This window comes from Paracidovorax avenae ATCC 19860, assembly GCF_000176855.2.
Classification (GTDB): Bacteria; Pseudomonadota; Gammaproteobacteria; order Burkholderiales; family Burkholderiaceae_C; genus Paracidovorax; species Paracidovorax avenae.
Genome location: NC_015138.1, coordinates 3,716,959 through 3,731,744, shown reverse-complemented (window position 1 = coordinate 3,731,744; position 14,786 = coordinate 3,716,959). Strand labels below are relative to the sequence as shown.

Below are 14,786 nucleotides of genomic sequence, written 5' to 3'. Positions count from 1 at the left end.
CGGCATTACTGCGAGATCTTGCGCGCTTCCTCGATCTGGTACTCGAAGTAGCGCTGGAAGCTGAACGCCAGGCTCGCCATCAGCACGGCTGTTCCGACCATCAGCGCCAGCGCGATCGCGAACACCGTCGCCCAGCGCGTGCGTCCCGCGGGCGCTTCGGGGTCTCCGGCGGGATTGAACCGGGCATTCCAGCGCTCCGGCGGCATCAGTCCGTAGAGGATGGCCCGCAGGGCGCAGCCGGCGATGGTGAAGCCGAGGAGCGGAACCAGCACCCAGCTCAGGTGGTCGTCCTGCCCCCATTGCTGCACGCGCTGGATGCCGTACATGCCCAGCGCGGTGGGGATGGGCAGCATCCAGCCCATCATGTCGCCCATGCCGTGCAGGTAGAAGCGGTGCAGGCCCAGCGGGCCGCCCAGGAAGGCGAGCCACGCAGCGGCTGTCTTGCTTTTCGGGCGGGCCATGCGCGTTGCCCGGCTCATTCGGGCGCCGTGGTGTCCGCGGCGCCGAGGGGCTTTTCCATGAGCACCACGTCGCGCCACGCGCCGAACTTCCAGCCGACCGAGCGCATCACCCCGATCTCTGTGAAGCCGGCGGCGCGGTGCACGCCGACCGAGCCGGCATTGGCGGAGTCGCCGATCACCGCGAGCAGCTTGCGCACGCCCGCCGCCTCGGCGGCGCCGCAGAGCGCATCCAGCAGCAGCCGTCCCACTCCGCGTCCGCGGGCCGCGTCCGCCACGTAGATCGAGTCTTCCGCGGAAAAGCGGTAGGCCGGGCGCGGCTTGAACCAGTTGGCATAGGCGAAGCCGAGGATCTCTCCCTGTTCCTCGGCCACGAGGTAGGGCAGGCCGCGCGCCAGCACGTCCGCACGCCGGGCCGCCATGTCGGCAGCACTCGGCGGATCGGTCTCGAAGGTGCCCGTGCCGTGCAGCACATGGTGGGCATAGATGGCGGTGATGGCGGGAAGATCTTCGTCGCGGCTCGGGCGGATATTGGGCATACGTCGGGATGTGGATATAATCGCGGGCTTTGCAGCGTGTCGCTGGCCGGGTGGCCATGTCGCGTGTCTCAAACGCCGCAAAACCTCGACAGATTTTGCTGTCACCCACCCGAAGGATTCATTATGGTCGTGATTCGACTCTCCCGCGGCGGCTCCAAGGGCCGTCCGTTCTTCAACATCGTCGTTGCCGACAAGCGCGTGCGTCGCGACGGCCGCTTCATCGAGCGCCTGGGCTTCTACAACCCCACCGCCAAGGAAGGCGAAGAAGGCCTGCGCATCGCCCAGGACCGCCTGACGTACTGGAAGGGCGTGGGCGCCCAGACGTCCGACACCGTCGAGCGCCTGATCAAGCAGGCCGCCAAGAAGGCCGTCGCCGCCTGATCCTCGGTCAGTCGAGCCGGGAGATCCATCTTCCCGGAACGAGGCGGGCTCCGTTGCCACGGCAAACGGAGCCCGCTTTTTTTCTTTTCATCCCTCTTTCGCCATGCCCGCCCTTCCCACCCTCGATCCCGCCGACCTGCCCGCCGATGCGGTGGAAGTGGGGCGCATCGCGGACGCCTGGGGCGTCAAGGGCTGGTTCAAGGTGCTGCCCTACAGCGCCGACCCCGAGGCGCTTTTCTCTTCCAAGCGGTGGTACCTTCAGCCCAGCGAGAAGGGCGCGAAGAGCTTTTTCACGGGAACCGTGCTGCTGCCCATCCGCCAGGCGCGCGAGCATTCCGACTCCGTCGTCGCGCAGGCCCAGGGCGTGGATGACCGGGATGCCGCCGAGGCGCTGCGGGGGGCCCGCATCTTCGTGCCCCGCTCGAGCTTTCCCACGGCGGCCGAGGACGAGTACTACTGGGTCGATCTCATCGGCCTGGAGGTGGTCAACCGCGAGGGCGTCGCGCTGGGTACGGTGCGCGAGCTGCTCGCCACGGGGCCGCAGACGACCCTGGTGCTGTCGTTCCCGCAGGAGGGCGGCAAGGAGGGCGAACGCATGATTCCCTTCGTCTCCGCCTTCGTCGACAAGGTGGATGTCGCCGGGCGCCGCATCGTGGTGGACTGGCAGCCGGACTACTGAGCCGCCATGCGTTTCGACGTCATCACGCTGTTCCCGGAGCTGTTCGCGCCGTTTCTCGCCAGTGGCGTGACGCGGAGGGCCTATGCCACCGGCCTCGTGGACGTGCGCTTGTGGAACCCGCGCGACTATGCGGAGGGCAACTACCGCCGCGTGGACGACCGCCCCTTCGGCGGAGGGCCGGGCATGGTCATGATGGCCGAGCCGCTCGAGCGCTGCCTGCAGGCCATCCGCGCGGACCGCGGCGAGGCAGCCGAGGCGGTGGCGCCGCTGGTGATGTTCTCGCCGATCGGTCGCAGGCTGGACCACGAAGGCGTGGCAGGCTGGGCCGCCGGCACCGGCGCGGTGCTGCTGTGCGGCCGCTACGAAGGCGTGGACCAGCGGTTCGTCGATGCCCATGTGGACGTGCAGCTCAGCCTGGGTGACTTCGTCCTCTCCGGCGGCGAGATCCCCGCCATGGCGCTGCTCGACGCGGTGGCCCGGCTGCAGCCCGGCGTGCTGAACGACGCCGGCAGCCACCAGGAGGACAGCTTCAACGCGGCGCTGGACGGCCTGCTGGACTGCCCGCACTACACCCGCCCGGAATCGTGGCAGGGGCGGGCGGTGCCCGCTGCGCTGCTGTCCGGCCACCATGCGCAGATCGAGCGCTGGCGGCGCGACCAGCGGCTTGCCGTGACGGCGCGGCACCGGCCGGACCTCGTCGAGGCGGCGCGCGCGGCGGGTCGCCTCGACCGCTCGGATGAAGCCGTCTTGGCGAAACTGAACGGCTTGCTATAATGGCAGGCTTTTCGATCCTCTGTCCGGCCGCTGGCGGACGCTTCCAATGGGTGGCCTCAGGGCTGCCGGGGCAGCCCTTCAGCACCATGCGTCAATCCCGACGCCTGCCAATCCTGGCGCGGCCATGATCGCAAGGAAATCCACAATGAATCTGATCCAGACCCTCGAGCAGGAAGAAATCGCCCGCTTGAACAAGACCATCCCCGAATTCGCGCCCGGCGACACCGTCATCGTGAGCGTGAACGTCGTGGAAGGCACCCGCAAGCGCGTGCAGGCCTACGAAGGCGTGGTGATCGCCAAGCGCAACCGCGGCCTCAACAGCGGCTTCACCGTGCGCAAGATCTCCAGCGGCGAAGGCGTGGAGCGTACGTTCCAGACCTACAGCCCGCTGATCGCCAGCATCGAAGTGAAGCGCCGCGGCGACGTCCGCCGCGCCAAGCTGTACTACCTGCGCGACCGTTCCGGCAAGTCCGCGCGCATCAAGGAAAAGCTGCCCTCGCGCGTCAACAAGGCTGCCGCTCCCGCCGCTTGAGGACGGGCTGCCGCTCTGGCATCCGAAGCCGCTACAGGGTCCTGTAGCGGCTTTTTTTCATGGCCGCCGCACTGCACCCCCCCCCGGGGGCGCGCATTTGTCCGCCCACGCCGTAGAACCTCGACGCATGTCCTCTTCCCCATCCACCGCGGCCGCCACCGGGCCGCTGACAGCCCTGCCAGGGTTCGATCCCCGGACTGCTCCGGTGCTGGGGACGGACGGCCACCTGCCCGCGGTGCCGGCCGCTGCGTGGACGCCCGAGGCGCTGCGCCGGCGCTTCGCCGCGCCGCCGTCCTGGACACCCGACGTGCTGCGCGAGCGGGCCATGACGGCCCGTGCGCCGCGCGATGCCGCCGTGCTGCTGGCGATCATGCAGCGCGATGAGCCGACCGTGCTGCTGACGGAGCGCACCGCGCACCTGTCCAACCATTCGGGGCAGGTGGCCTTCCCGGGCGGGCGCGTCGATCCGGGCGATGCGGACGCCGCCGCCGCAGCGCTGCGCGAGGCGCGCGAAGAAGTGGGCCTCGATAGCGGCAGGGCGGAGGTGCTGGGCACGCTGCCCGTCTATGCCACCGGCACGGCCTTCCTCGTCACGCCCGTGGTCGCGCTGGTCCACCCTGAAGGCAGCTTCCAGCCCAACCCTTATGAAGTGGCCGATATCTTCGAGGTGCCGCTGGCCTTCCTGCTGGACCCGTCGAACCACCGGCGCCATGCCTTCGACATCGGCGGTGCCCGGCGCGAGTGGTTCTCCATGCCCTACACCGATCCGGCGACGGGCAAGACGCACTTCATCTGGGGTGCCACGGCGGGCATGCTGCGCAATTTCTACCGGTTCCTGCTGGCCTGAGCGGGCGGTGCGCCGGAAGACGTCGGGCCACAGTGTTTCCTGTGGTTACGGCCCAGTATGATTGCCGGCATGAGCTTCTTTGCCATCCTCATGGCGTTGCTGATAGAGCAGGCCCGCCCGCTGGCCCGCAGCAACCCGATCCATGCCGGCGTGCGCGCGTGGGCGCTGTCCGTGAGCCGCAATTTCGATGCCGGCAAGCCGCACCATGGCTGGGTGGCATGGACCCTCGCGGTGTGCGTGCCGTCGCTGGCCGTACTGGGGGTGCACTGGCTGCTGATGGTGGCCATCGGCTGGCCGGCGGCGGTGGTGTGGAGCATCGCCGTGCTTTATCTCACGCTGGGTTTCCGGCAGTTCAGCCACCATTTCACGAACATCCGGGATGCGCTGGAAGAGCGCGACGAGGACGCCGCCCGGGCCCGCCTGGCTGCCTGGCAGCAGGTGGACGTGGGCCTGCTGCCGCGCAGCGAGATCGTGCGGCACGTGATCGAGTATTCGGTGATCGCGGCGCACCGGCACGTCTTCGGGGTGCTGGCCTGGTTCTCCATCCTGGCGGCCCTCGGCCTGGGGCCCGCGGGCGCGGTGTTCTACCGGCTCGCGGAGTTCGTCTCCCGCTACTGGAAGGCTGGAGGCCGCGGGGCCAGCCTCGTGCATCCCGGCAGCGAGCCGCTGCAGCGCGCCTCCGCCCAGGCCTGGACGGTGGTGGACTGGCTGCCCGCGCGCCTCACGGCCCTCAGCTTCGCCGTGGTGGGCAGCTTCGAGGAAGCCATCGACGGCTGGCGCTTCCATGCGCAGCATTTTCCCAACGACAACGATGGCGTGATCCTCGCGGCCACTGCTGGTGCCATCAACGTGCGCCTCGGTGGCGAAGTCCTGCAGGCACGCCAGGACGCGCTGGGCGAGGGCGTCCTGGCACCCGAGCCTGTGCCGGCCGGTGGCGACAGCACGCCGGGCCGGGAGCCGGAGGTGGCCCACCTGCGCGGCGTCGTGGGCCTGGTATGGCGCTCGGTCGTGGTGTGGATGCTGCTGCTCGCCCTGCTCACCCTGGCCCGCCTGCTCGGCTGAGGCCTGGGCACTGCCCCGGGCGCCGGCCCTCCGCTGCACCGCTCACCAGTGGCGATGCGTGCTCAGTTCCTCGTACAGCTGGCGGTAGATCTGGTAGCGGTTCGCACCGATGCGGCCCGAACCCGGTACCAGCGAGGCATCGGGCTCGTCCACGTGCGCCATGACGGCGCAGCCGGGTTCGTGCAGATGGGTGCAGTTGTAGAAGCGGCACTCGCCCGCGTGCTGGCCGATGTCCGGCATGAGCCGGGCCAGGTCCGCGGCACCGATGTGGTGCAGCCCGAACTCCTGGAAGCCCGGCGAGTCGATCAGGGCGGTGGTGCGGTCCTGCGGGTCCACCCAGTACCACGTGGTCGTGGTGGTGGTGTGCCGGCCCGAATTGAGCGCCTGGGATATTTCACCCGTCACCGCGGATGCGTGGGGGACCAGCAGGTTGATGAGCGTGCTCTTGCCCGATCCGGAGGGCCCCAGGACCAGCGTGGTCTTGCCCTGCAACTGCTCGCGCAGCGCGGCACGGTCCACCTCCGCCGAGTGGGTGAGCGACAGCGGCAGTACCTGGTAGTGGTGCCGGCCGGCGCCGTCGCCGCACATGTGGCGGTAGGGCCAGAGCCGCTGCCAGGCGCGCTCGAAGGGCTCCACCAGGTCGCTCTTGTTGAGGGCGATGACCGGAGCGATGTGCTCGGCCTCCGCTGCGATCAAGGCGCGCGCGAGCTGGCTTTCGGAGAACACCGGCTCGGCGGCGATGAGGATCAGGACCTGGTCCAGGTTGGCGGCGAACGATTTGGTGCGGATCTCGTCCTGCCGGTAGAACAGATTGCGGCGCTCCAGCACTTTCTCGATCGTGCCTTCGTCGCCCTGGCCAGGCGGCGGGGCCTGCCAGAGCACGCGGTCGCCGACGACCGCCTGGCTCTTCTTGCCGCGCGGATGGCAGATGCGCCGCGAGCCGTCGGGGCTTTCGACCAGGCAGTGGCGGCCGTGGCTGGCCACGACCAGGCCTTCGAGGGGGCCCGAGCGCTCAGCCATTGCTTGCCGGACGGGCCGTCATTCGGAGGCCGCCAGCAGCGCGTCGAAGCGCGCGGCGCATTCGAGGTCGGTGGTGGAGATGCCCTTCACGTCATGGGTGTTCAGGCGAACCACGCAGCGGTCGTAATGCACGGACAGGTCCGGGTGGTGATCCTGCGCATTCGCGATGAAGGCGACGGCGTTCACGAACGAGATGGTCTCGTAGTAGTTCGCGAAGCGGTAGGTCTTCTCGATCGCGACCGCGGCGCCGTCGCCGCTCAGGGCCCAGCCCTGCAGGTCCGCCAGGCGCGTGACGATCTCGGTGGGGCTGAGCGCACGGCGTGCGTGGGCGGACCAGTCTTTCTTGGTGAGCATGGAAGAAGAGGTCATGTCGATGGCTGGGGAAGGGGCATGCGGGCCAGCCGTTCGCTGGCCGGCGGGTGGGAGTAGTAGAACCGCGCGTACACCGGATCCGGCGTGAGCGTGGAGGCGTTGTCCTCGTAGAGCTTGAGCAACGCGGAGGCGAGGGCGCTGCCTTCGGCCTGCGCCATGGCATAGGCATCGGCCTCGAATTCGTCGCGGCGCGAGAGCTGGGCGAAAACCGGCGAAACGAAGAAGGTCAGCACGGGCGTGGCCAGCAGGAACAGCAGCAGCGCCAGCGCGTCATTGGAGGCCGAGCCCGCGGGCTGGCCCGGGAGCAGGGCCGCGGGCTGCACGCCCAGGCCCTCGTAGAACCAGGTCTGCCCCGAGAGCCAGCCCAGGAGGGCGAACCCGAGCAGCGCCATCGCGAACACGCCCACCATGCGTTTGGTGATGTGCCGGTGCTTGAAGTGGCCGAGCTCGTGCGCGAGCACGGCCTCGACCTCGCCCGGCTGCAACTGACGCAGCAGGGTGTCGTAGAACACCACGCGCTTCGCGGCCCCGAAGCCCGTGAAATACGCGTTGGCATGGGCGCTGCGCCGGCTGCCGTCCATGACGAACAGCCCCTTGGCCGCGAAGCCGCAGCGCTGCATGAGCGCCGTGACACGGGCCTTGAGGGATTCGTCCTCCAGCGGCTGGAAGCGGTTGAAGAGCGGCGCGATGAAGAGCGGATAGACCACCATCAGCGCCAGGCTGAAGGCCACCCAGGCGCCCCAGGCCCACAGCCACCACAGCGCGCCTGCGGCTCCCATGAGCCAGAGGATCAGCGCGGCCAGCGGCAACCCGATCGCGGCCCCCATCAGCGTGGACCGCGCGAGGTCCTTGAGCCAGAGGCCCGGCGTGGTCTTGTTGAACCCGAACCGTTCCTCGAGCACGAAGGTCTGGTAGGCCGCGAGGGGCAGGTCGATGAGCCCGCTCACCAGCGCGAACGCTGCCAGCAGGGCGATCTGCTGCACCATCCCGCCGTCCAGCACGGACAGCAGTGCCTGGTTGAGGGCGTTCAGCCCGCCCAGCAGCGTCCAGCCCAGCAGCACGGCGGCGCCCAGGGCGGCTTCCAGCAGGCCGAGGCGGGCCTTGGCGATGGTGTAGTCCGCGGCTTTCTGGTGGGCGGCGAGGGGAATGCGCCCGGCGAACGGCTCCGGGACGGTGCCACGGTGGCGCGCGACGTACCGGATCTGCCGGGACGCGAGCCAGAAGCGCACCAGCAGGCCGGCGGCCAGCAGCAGGGCGAAGGCCGCGGTGAGCAGGCCGGCGGGCGTGGTGAAGTAGGAGGCAGTGTCGGGGGCGGGAGGCATGTACCGGGAGTTTAGGGCTTCGCGGACCGGCATCGCGGCGTCAGGGGCGTTCCGCCTTGGGAGACAATCCGGGCCATGTCCGATATCGCCCCCGCCTCCGTCCCTCCCGTCCTTCCCAAATCCGACCTGAACTTCGTCTGGCTCGACTGCGAGATGACGGGGCTCGATCCCGAGAAGGATCGCCTGCTGGAGATCGCCGTCGTGGTGACCGGCCCGGAACTGGAGCCGCGGGTGGAGGGGCCGGTGTTCGCCATCCACCAGTCCGACGCCTTGCTCGACGGCATGGATGCCTGGAACAAGGGCACGCACGGACGCAGCGGACTCATCGAGAAGGTGCGGGCCTCCACGGTCACGGAAGCCGAAGCCGAGCAGGCCATCCTGGAGTTTCTTGCACGCTATGTGCGCAAGGGCGTGGCACCCATGTGCGGCAACAGCATCGGCCAGGACCGGCGCTTCCTCGTGCGCTACATGCCGAAGCTGGAGGCGTTCTTCCATTACCGCAACGTGGACGTGAGCACCCTCAAGGAGTTGTCCCGTCGCTGGAAGCCCGAGGTGTACGCCAGCTTCAAGAAGGCGCAGAAGCACACCGCGCTCGCCGATGTGCACGAGTCCATCGAGGAACTGGCGCACTACCGCAAGCACCTGCTGGTGCCCTGACCGCAGCCGGTTGCGGGAAAACCCGAATCGTGCGACAATAGCCAGCTTGCGCGGAAATGCCGGGTGCAATTTCCGGTACGCGCATTTTGTGCATCTCCCCTTCACACCGGGCCGCGGACGGCTGCGATTCTCTCCCCTGAGGCGCAGCACGACCTTCCGCACCAATGCTCACCTGCCCCGACATCCGGGCGCTGGTTCCGTTGAATGGTTGATGTTTTTTAACCATTGACGGAGCCCGCGCAGGCCTCTTTGCCTGCGTGCGTCTTCGTGTGAGAAACATAGACATGACCGACACTTTGCAAGTGCAGGGCGCTTTCGCGCCTGCAGATACCTCTTTCGTGGCCGCAACCGAAGCCCATGCTGCGCCCGTGGCCGTGGCCGCAGACACCACCGCCGTGGCTCCCGAGGCCGTCGCGGCCGATACCGTGGCAGTGCCCAACGGTTTCGTCGAGCTGGGCCTGGCCCCTGAACTCGTGCAGGCCGTGGCCGACCTGGGCTACACCCAGCCCACCGGCGTGCAGGAGCGTGCCATTCCCCTGGCCATGGGCGCTGGCGCTGACGCGGGCAAGTTCATCGACCTGATGGTCTCCAGCCAGACCGGCAGCGGCAAGACGGCGGCATTCCTGCTGCCCGTGCTGCACACGCTGATCGGCCAGCAGGCCGCTGCGCAGGCAACCGCCCGTGCGGAATACGAAGCCGCTGCGGCCGAAGCCCTCGCCCGCGGCGAGACCGCTCCGAAGCGCGCCAAGCGCAAGGACCCGACCAACCCGCGCCACTTCAAGGCCGCGACCCCCGGCGCGCTCATCCTGTGCCCCACCCGCGAACTCGCCCAGCAGGTGGCCCACGACGCCATCGAGCTCGTGCGCCATTGCCGCGGCCTGCGCGTGGCCAACGTGGTGGGTGGCATCCCCTACCAGCTGCAGATCGCCAAGCTGCAGAACGCCGACCTCGTGGTGGCGACGCCCGGCCGCCTGCTGGACCTGCAGCGCTCGATGCAGATCAAGCTCGACCAGGTGCAGTTCCTGGTGGTGGACGAGGCCGACCGCATGCTGGACCTCGGCTTCTCCGATGACCTCGCCGAGATCAATGAGCTCACCAGCCAGCGCAAGCAGACGATGATGTTCAGCGCGACCTTCGCGCCCCGCATCCAGCAGCTGGCGATGCGCGTCATGCACGACGGCGGTGCATCGGTGAAGAAGGTGCAGATCGATTCCCCGCAGGAAAAGCACGCCAACATCAAGCAGACGCTGTTCTGGGCCGACAACGCCCAGCACAAGCGCAAGCTGCTGGACCACTGGCTGCGTGACACCACCATCAACCAGGCCATCGTGTTCGCCAGCACCCAGGTGGAATGTGACGGCCTCGCCAACGACCTGCAGCAGGAAGGCTTCTCGGCCGTGGCGCTGCACGGCGCACTCAGCCAGGGCCTGCGCAACCGCCGCCTGATGGCACTGCGCAACGGCCAGGTGCAGATCCTGGTGGCCACCGACGTGGCGGCCCGCGGCATCGACGTGCCCACGATCACCCACGTCTTCAACTTCGGCCTGCCGATGAAGGCCGAGGATTACACGCACCGCATCGGCCGCACGGGTCGTGCCGGCCGCGACGGCCTGGCCGTCACGTTCGCCGAGTTTCGTGACCGCCGCAAGATCTTCGACATCGAAGGCTACAGCCGCCAGCAGTTCAAGACCGACGTGATCGCCGGCCTGGAGCCGCAGCAGCGCGCGCCGCAAGCCCGTCCGGAATTCGGCGGCCGCGGCCGCGAAGGCGGTGGCGGTTTCCGGGATCGCCGCCCGAACGGTGGCGGCGGCCGCGGTGGTTTCGGCGATCGCCATGGCCGTGGCCGCGATGACAGCCGGGGCTTCGCTCCCCGGGACGACCAGCGCGGTTTCGCACCCCGCGACGATCAGCGGGGCTTCGGTCCGCGCCGCGACGGCGATGGCTATGGCCGCAAGCAGGGCTTCGGCGAGCCGGCGCGTGGCGGCTTCGGAGGCGGCCGTGGCGAGGGCGGTGGCCGGGGTGGTGATTTCGCGCCCCGCAAGCCGGCTTTTGCCAAGCCCGGCGCGGGCGGCGGCAAGCCGTCGTTCGCACCGCACGATGCGCGCAAGCGTCCGGCACGTCCGGCCCGCTGAAGTCCGCATGACCGCAAAAGCCAGCCCTGGAGGCTGGCTTTTTTTCGTCCATGCCACGGCGTGGGGCTTGCCGGACGCGGGTGCGTCCGATAATCCACCTCCCCAGGGCCCACATGCACGGAGTGCTCCGAAAAATGACCTTCCCTCCCTCGTCGGACAACGATTTTGAACACATGTTCGACCTGGCCCCGGTGTCGCTGTGGCTGGAGGACTTCAGCGCGCTGAAGTCGCTGCTCGACGGCTGGCGCAGCGAGGGAGTCGTGGATGCCGAGGCCTATGTGCGCGAGGACCCCGCGCGGATGCAGCAGTACGGCGCGAGCCTGAAGGTGCTCCGGGTGAACCGGCGCACGCTGGAGCTGTTTGCCGCGCCCGACCAGGCCACGCTGCTGGCCTCGCTGGACCAGGTGTTCCGCGGCGACATGTTCGAGCAGGCGATCTCCGAGCTGCGGCAGCTGTGGTCCGGTTCGCTGGAATTCTCCAACCAGACGGTCAACTATGCGCTCGACGGCCGCCGCCTCGATGTGCATATCCGCGGCCGCATCCTGCCCGGACACGAGGACCGCTGGGACCGCGTGCTGATTTCGCTCGAGGACAACACCGACCAGATCCGCTCCAGCACGGCACTCCTGCGCAGCGAGCAGTATGCGCGGGGCCTGTTCGAGCATTCACCGGTATCGCTGTGGGTGGAGGACTTCAGCTGCGTCAAGCGCCTGCTGGACGACGTGCGCGCGCAGGGCATCCGTGATTTCAAGACGTTCCTGAAGGTGCATCCGGAGTTCGTCACGCGCTGCATGCAGGAGATCCGCGTCATCGACGTGAACCAGCAGACGCTGGAGATGTTCGGCGCCGACAGCAAGGACCAGTTGCTCCAGCAGATCGGCAAGGTGTTCCGCGGAGAGATGGCCGAGTCGTTCGCCGAGCAGTTGCTCGACCTGTGGGACGGCAAGCTGGTGCAGCAGCGCGAGGTCGTGAACTACAGCCTCTCGGGCGAGCCGGTGTACATCCACATGCAGTTCGCCGTGCTGGACGAACGCAGGCACGACTGGTCCATGGTGCTGCTGTCGCTGGTGGACATCACGGCGCGCAAGAAGGCGGAGGCCTATCTGGAGTACCTCGGCAAGCACGATGTACTCACACAGTTGCGCAACCGCGCCTTCTACATGGAGGAACTGAACCGGCTCGTCCGCAAAGGTCCCTGGCCGGTGGCCGTGGTGGTCGTGGACCTGAACGGGCTCAAGGCCATCAACGACGAGTACGGTCATGCGGCGGGCGATGCGATGTTGCGCCGTGTGGGCGAGGTGCTCAGCAAGGCGGTGGACTCCCCGGATTGCGCTGCGCGCATCGGCGGCGACGAATTCGCCCTGTTGCTGCCGGCCTGCGACGAGCGCGGCGCACAGGTCGTCACCGATCGGATCGCATCGCTGCTGGAGCTCAACAACCAGTTCTATCCCGGCAAGCCGCTGAGCCTGGCGATCGGGACGGCCATCGCGGCCACGGGCGACCAGGTCGAGGCGGCCGTGCACCGTGCCGACCAGGCCATGTACGCGGAGAAACTGCGCTACTACCAGCAGGCGGGGCTGGAGCGCCGCCGCGGCTGACGGGGGCGCGGCCCCGTGCCTGGCTTCAGGCGGCGGTGGCCACGCGGCCGATGTCCGGCCAGCGGTGGTGCAGATAGACCCAGGCCACCAGGCCCACGCACATCATCCCCAGCGATGCGCAGGCCAGCAGCAGGGTGGAGTGCATCACCAGCGGTGCCACCACGCCCGCCACCAGGCCGTTGGCGGTGGAGCCGACGAACGCCTGCAGCGACGAGGCCATGCCGCGGCGCTCGGGGTACAAATCCAGCACGAGCAGGGTGACGACGGGCACCATCAGCGCCCATCCGAAGGCGAAGACCGCGATGGGGAACAGCGCCCACGAGACGTGCGCGGTGAACAGCGCGTTGGCCGCCAGGTTCAGCAGGGACATGACGAACATGATGAGGAAGCCGTGCCGTATCTGGCGCTTGGGCGCGATGCGGCCGGCCAGGCGGCCGCTGAGCCAGGCGCCGCCCATGATGCCGGAGATGGTCAGTATGAAGAACCAGAAGAAGTGCGTGGGCGACAGGTGCAGGTGTTCACCGAGGAAGGCGGGGGCCGCGAGCACATAGAGGAACATGCCGTTGAACGGCACGCCGCTGGCGAGCGCCAGCAGCAGGAATCGCGGGCTGGAGCCCAGTTGCCAGTAGCCCTGGAGCAGGTGGCGGGCGTTGAAGGGCTGGCGGTGGTCCGCATGCAGCGTCTCGGGCAGCAGGCGGTAGTTGGCGACCCAGAGCAGCAGCCCCACGCCGGTGAGGAACCAGAACACGCTGTGCCAGCCCGCATGGACGAACAGCCAGCCACCCACGATGGGCGCGATGGCCGGCGCCACGCCGAAATAGATGGTGACCTGGCTCATCACCTGCTGGGCCTGGGCGGGCGGGAACATGTCGCGGATCACCGCCCGCGACACCACGATGCCCGCGCCGGCCGACAGGCCCTGCATCGCGCGGAACAGCACCAGCTGGCCGATGCTTTGCGACAGGGCGCAGCCTGCGGAAGCCAGCGTGAACACGGCGATGCCCCAGAGGACGACCGGCCTGCGCCCGAAGCTGTCGGACAGGGCACCGTGGAACAGCGTCATGAACGCGAAGCCGAACAGGTAGGCCGACAGCGTCTGCTGCATTTCCACCGGCGTGGCGCCCAGCGCCGCCGCGATGCCCGAGAACGCCGGTATGTAGGTATCGATCGAGAACGGCCCCAGCATGCCCAGCACGGCCAGCAGGACGGCGAGGGCCCAGCGCGGGGCGCGCCAGAGATGGTGGGCGTCTGGATTCATGGCGGAAGCAGGGCGGGGATGGGGGCGGGGTGGACCCGGCCCGCGCGGCGCGGGGCACCGGCGGGCGGGCGATGTCCATTATCGGGGCGAGGCTGCGGGCCGGGGGACCGGCCTGCGTCTCCCGGGCGTCAGTGCTGGTGCGCGCCGTGGCCCGCATGGGCAGGGGCGTCCTGCGCCGGGGCGCTGGTCCCGGTCGTGCCCAGGGCGCGCACGGATGCCTGCACGTCCACGGTCTGGCGCTGGCCGTCCGCGCCTTCCAGCACGAGCTGCAGCGGCACGGTGTCGCCCGCCTTCACCGGTTTGGCCAGGTCCATGAGCATGACGTGGTAGCCACCGGGCTTGAGTTCCACGGCCTGGCCTGCGGGAAGGTCGAGCTTGTCCACGGCCCGCATTTTCATGACGTTGTCCTGCAGCCGCATTTCGTGGATTTCCGCGATGGGGGCTGCGGGGGATTTCACGCCGACGAGCTTCATCGGCTTGGCGGCGGTGATCTTCATGAAGGCGCCAGTGGCCTTTTGCTGTGGCACGGTGGCCCGGACCCAGGCGTCCTGGACGGTGGCGGTCTGGCCGTGCGCCGCCAGGCTGGCCAGGGCGGCGATGGCGACCAGGGAAGAGGAGAGGATGCGTTTCATGGGTTGATGTCCGTTCAGGGGCGCGGTGCAGCGCCCGGATGGGAAAGCCCTGCAGGGCAGGAGGCTGGAGCGCGTCAGGCTCCGGAGCGCAGGCAATCGGGCGGCCCCCTGGCCGGCAGATGTCCGGCGGCAGGGCATGCCGAATGCGGGTTCCGCCGGCCGGAGGGACGTGCCCCGGGCAGGGGTGCATGCCGGAGCGCACCGGCCACCGTGGGCGGGGCCGGTCCCGTGGGCAGGCATGCGGGGCAATCCAGCGCATGGGCATGTGGTTGCGACGCCGGTTCGCTGCGGTCCACCGTGGGCGCCGCGGCCCACCGCGCGGTGCCGTCCGCCGAGCAGATGCGGTCCAGGGAGGCGGCATGGAGCACCAGCGGGGACGCGCCCGACGCAGCGATCGCCCACAGGAAGCAGGCGAGCACGAATCGGCGGACGGCGAGGGCGCTGCGGAAGAACGGCATGGTGCGCCGGTGATTATGGGCCGTCCCCGCTGGCGCCGGCCCCATGCGGCCGCCGCGGCGCCTGC

At 69.0% G+C, this 14,786-nt stretch carries 17 protein-coding genes; 9 read left to right on the top strand and 8 right to left on the bottom strand.

Going from position 1 to position 14,786, the window contains the following annotated elements:
* Window positions 1-5 precede the first annotated feature (5 nt).
* Both ACAV_RS16250 and ACAV_RS16245 read right to left on the bottom strand, forming a co-directional pair.
* Window positions 6-479: a TM2 domain-containing protein gene (locus ACAV_RS16250; protein WP_013595668.1), complete on the bottom strand. Its 474-nt coding sequence runs from the start codon at window positions 477-479 to the stop codon at window positions 6-8.
* Entirely contained in the window at window positions 476-997 is a 522-nt protein-coding gene (locus ACAV_RS16245) for a GNAT family N-acetyltransferase (RefSeq protein ID WP_013595667.1), read from the bottom strand. Before ACAV_RS16245 ends, ACAV_RS16250 begins: the two co-directional genes overlap by 4 nt.
* Before the next feature lie 123 nt (window positions 998-1,120).
* On the opposite strand from ACAV_RS16245, the gene rpsP reads away from it, so the two are divergent.
* The 6 genes from rpsP (at window position 1,121) to ACAV_RS16215 (ending at window position 5,272) form a co-directional block, all read left to right on the top strand.
* Entirely contained in the window at window positions 1,121-1,378 is a 258-nt protein-coding gene (gene rpsP, locus ACAV_RS16240; RefSeq protein ID WP_013595666.1) for a 30S ribosomal protein S16, read from the top strand.
* 103 nt (window positions 1,379-1,481) lie between these two features.
* Window positions 1,482-2,057, top strand: coding sequence for a ribosome maturation factor RimM (gene rimM, locus ACAV_RS16235; RefSeq protein ID WP_013595665.1), 576 nt, complete (start codon window positions 1,482-1,484; stop codon window positions 2,055-2,057).
* 6 nt (window positions 2,058-2,063) lie between these two features.
* The gene (gene trmD / locus ACAV_RS16230) at window positions 2,064-2,831 is read left to right on the top strand and encodes a tRNA (guanosine(37)-N1)-methyltransferase TrmD (RefSeq protein ID WP_013595664.1); all 768 of its coding nucleotides are present in this window, start codon (window positions 2,064-2,066) and stop codon (window positions 2,829-2,831) included.
* A gap of 145 nt (window positions 2,832-2,976) precedes the next feature.
* The gene (gene rplS / locus ACAV_RS16225; RefSeq protein WP_013595663.1) at window positions 2,977-3,363 is read left to right on the top strand and encodes a 50S ribosomal protein L19; all 387 of its coding nucleotides are present in this window, start codon (window positions 2,977-2,979) and stop codon (window positions 3,361-3,363) included.
* A 127-nt stretch (window positions 3,364-3,490) separates the two neighbouring features.
* Window positions 3,491-4,210 (top strand): CoA pyrophosphatase, encoded by a 720-nt coding sequence (locus ACAV_RS16220; RefSeq protein WP_013595662.1) that lies wholly within the window; start codon window positions 3,491-3,493, stop codon window positions 4,208-4,210.
* Window positions 4,211-4,279: 69 nt separating this feature from the next.
* Window positions 4,280-5,272: a CobD/CbiB family protein gene (locus ACAV_RS16215; protein WP_041829275.1), complete on the top strand. Its 993-nt coding sequence runs from the start codon at window positions 4,280-4,282 to the stop codon at window positions 5,270-5,272.
* 42 nt (window positions 5,273-5,314) lie between these two features.
* Here the strand turns inward: ACAV_RS16215 and rsgA are convergent, their stop codons facing one another.
* From rsgA to ACAV_RS16200, 3 genes are read right to left on the bottom strand one after another with little or no spacing between them, the layout of a single operon-like run.
* On the bottom strand, window positions 5,315-6,292 hold the full coding sequence (gene rsgA / locus ACAV_RS16210) for a ribosome small subunit-dependent GTPase A (protein ID WP_013595660.1): 978 nt from the start codon (window positions 6,290-6,292) through the stop codon (window positions 5,315-5,317).
* An 18-nt stretch (window positions 6,293-6,310) separates the two neighbouring features.
* The gene (locus tag ACAV_RS16205; RefSeq protein ID WP_011795020.1) at window positions 6,311-6,661 is read right to left on the bottom strand and encodes a 4a-hydroxytetrahydrobiopterin dehydratase; all 351 of its coding nucleotides are present in this window, start codon (window positions 6,659-6,661) and stop codon (window positions 6,311-6,313) included.
* Window positions 6,658-7,986 carry a M48 family metallopeptidase gene (locus ACAV_RS16200; RefSeq protein ID WP_049791118.1) on the bottom strand — a complete coding sequence of 443 codons (1,329 nt, stop codon included), beginning with the start codon at window positions 7,984-7,986 and terminating at the stop codon, window positions 6,658-6,660. Before ACAV_RS16200 ends, ACAV_RS16205 begins: the two co-directional genes overlap by 4 nt.
* A 75-nt stretch (window positions 7,987-8,061) precedes the next feature.
* Here ACAV_RS16200 and orn point away from each other — a divergent pair, with 75 nt between their 5' ends.
* The 3 genes from orn to ACAV_RS16185 all read left to right on the top strand — a co-directional run bounded on the left by orn (window position 8,062) and on the right by ACAV_RS16185 (window position 12,373).
* Window positions 8,062-8,643 (top strand): oligoribonuclease, encoded by a 582-nt coding sequence (orn, locus tag ACAV_RS16195; RefSeq protein ID WP_013595657.1) that lies wholly within the window; start codon window positions 8,062-8,064, stop codon window positions 8,641-8,643.
* A gap of 284 nt (window positions 8,644-8,927) precedes the next feature.
* Window positions 8,928-10,775, top strand: a complete 1,848-nt coding sequence (locus ACAV_RS16190; protein ID WP_013595656.1) for a DEAD/DEAH box helicase — start codon at window positions 8,928-8,930, stop codon at window positions 10,773-10,775.
* A gap of 134 nt (window positions 10,776-10,909) precedes the next feature.
* Window positions 10,910-12,373: a sensor domain-containing diguanylate cyclase gene (locus ACAV_RS16185; protein WP_081463133.1), complete on the top strand. Its 1,464-nt coding sequence runs from the start codon at window positions 10,910-10,912 to the stop codon at window positions 12,371-12,373.
* Between the two features lie 25 nt (window positions 12,374-12,398).
* Here the strand turns inward: ACAV_RS16185 and ACAV_RS16180 are convergent, their stop codons facing one another.
* The 3 genes from ACAV_RS16180 to ACAV_RS16170 all read right to left on the bottom strand — a co-directional run bounded on the left by ACAV_RS16180 (window position 12,399) and on the right by ACAV_RS16170 (window position 14,721).
* Window positions 12,399-13,631 (bottom strand): multidrug effflux MFS transporter, encoded by a 1,233-nt coding sequence (locus ACAV_RS16180; RefSeq protein ID WP_013595654.1) that lies wholly within the window; start codon window positions 13,629-13,631, stop codon window positions 12,399-12,401.
* Between the two features lie 128 nt (window positions 13,632-13,759).
* Window positions 13,760-14,263 (bottom strand): copper chaperone PCu(A)C, encoded by a 504-nt coding sequence (locus ACAV_RS16175; RefSeq protein WP_013595653.1) that lies wholly within the window; start codon window positions 14,261-14,263, stop codon window positions 13,760-13,762.
* Window positions 14,264-14,337: 74 nt separating this feature from the next.
* Window positions 14,338-14,721, bottom strand: a complete 384-nt coding sequence (locus ACAV_RS16170) for a hypothetical protein (protein WP_013595652.1) — start codon at window positions 14,719-14,721, stop codon at window positions 14,338-14,340.
* Between the last annotated feature and the right edge of the window lie 65 nt (window positions 14,722-14,786).

Coding starts and splice junctions, on each gene's coding strand:
- ACAV_RS16250 (WP_013595668.1), bottom strand. CDS start 479: ATGAGCCGGGCAACGCGCATGGCCCGCCCGAAAAGCAAGACAGCCGCT.
- ACAV_RS16245 (WP_013595667.1), bottom strand. CDS start 997: ATGCCCAATATCCGCCCGAGCCGCGACGAAGATCTTCCCGCCATCACC.
- rpsP (WP_013595666.1), top strand. CDS start 1,121: ATGGTCGTGATTCGACTCTCCCGCGGCGGCTCCAAGGGCCGTCCGTTC.
- rimM (WP_013595665.1), top strand. CDS start 1,482: ATGCCCGCCCTTCCCACCCTCGATCCCGCCGACCTGCCCGCCGATGCG.
- trmD (WP_013595664.1), top strand. CDS start 2,064: ATGCGTTTCGACGTCATCACGCTGTTCCCGGAGCTGTTCGCGCCGTTT.
- rplS (WP_013595663.1), top strand. CDS start 2,977: ATGAATCTGATCCAGACCCTCGAGCAGGAAGAAATCGCCCGCTTGAAC.
- ACAV_RS16220 (WP_013595662.1), top strand. CDS start 3,491: ATGTCCTCTTCCCCATCCACCGCGGCCGCCACCGGGCCGCTGACAGCC.
- ACAV_RS16215 (WP_041829275.1), top strand. CDS start 4,280: ATGAGCTTCTTTGCCATCCTCATGGCGTTGCTGATAGAGCAGGCCCGC.
- rsgA (WP_013595660.1), bottom strand. CDS start 6,292: ATGGCTGAGCGCTCGGGCCCCCTCGAAGGCCTGGTCGTGGCCAGCCAC.
- ACAV_RS16205 (WP_011795020.1), bottom strand. CDS start 6,661: ATGACCTCTTCTTCCATGCTCACCAAGAAAGACTGGTCCGCCCACGCA.
- ACAV_RS16200 (WP_049791118.1), bottom strand. CDS start 7,986: ATGCCTCCCGCCCCCGACACTGCCTCCTACTTCACCACGCCCGCCGGC.
- orn (WP_013595657.1), top strand. CDS start 8,062: ATGTCCGATATCGCCCCCGCCTCCGTCCCTCCCGTCCTTCCCAAATCC.
- ACAV_RS16190 (WP_013595656.1), top strand. CDS start 8,928: ATGACCGACACTTTGCAAGTGCAGGGCGCTTTCGCGCCTGCAGATACC.
- ACAV_RS16185 (WP_081463133.1), top strand. CDS start 10,910: ATGACCTTCCCTCCCTCGTCGGACAACGATTTTGAACACATGTTCGAC.
- ACAV_RS16180 (WP_013595654.1), bottom strand. CDS start 13,631: ATGAATCCAGACGCCCACCATCTCTGGCGCGCCCCGCGCTGGGCCCTC.
- ACAV_RS16175 (WP_013595653.1), bottom strand. CDS start 14,263: ATGAAACGCATCCTCTCCTCTTCCCTGGTCGCCATCGCCGCCCTGGCC.
- ACAV_RS16170 (WP_013595652.1), bottom strand. CDS start 14,721: ATGCCGTTCTTCCGCAGCGCCCTCGCCGTCCGCCGATTCGTGCTCGCC.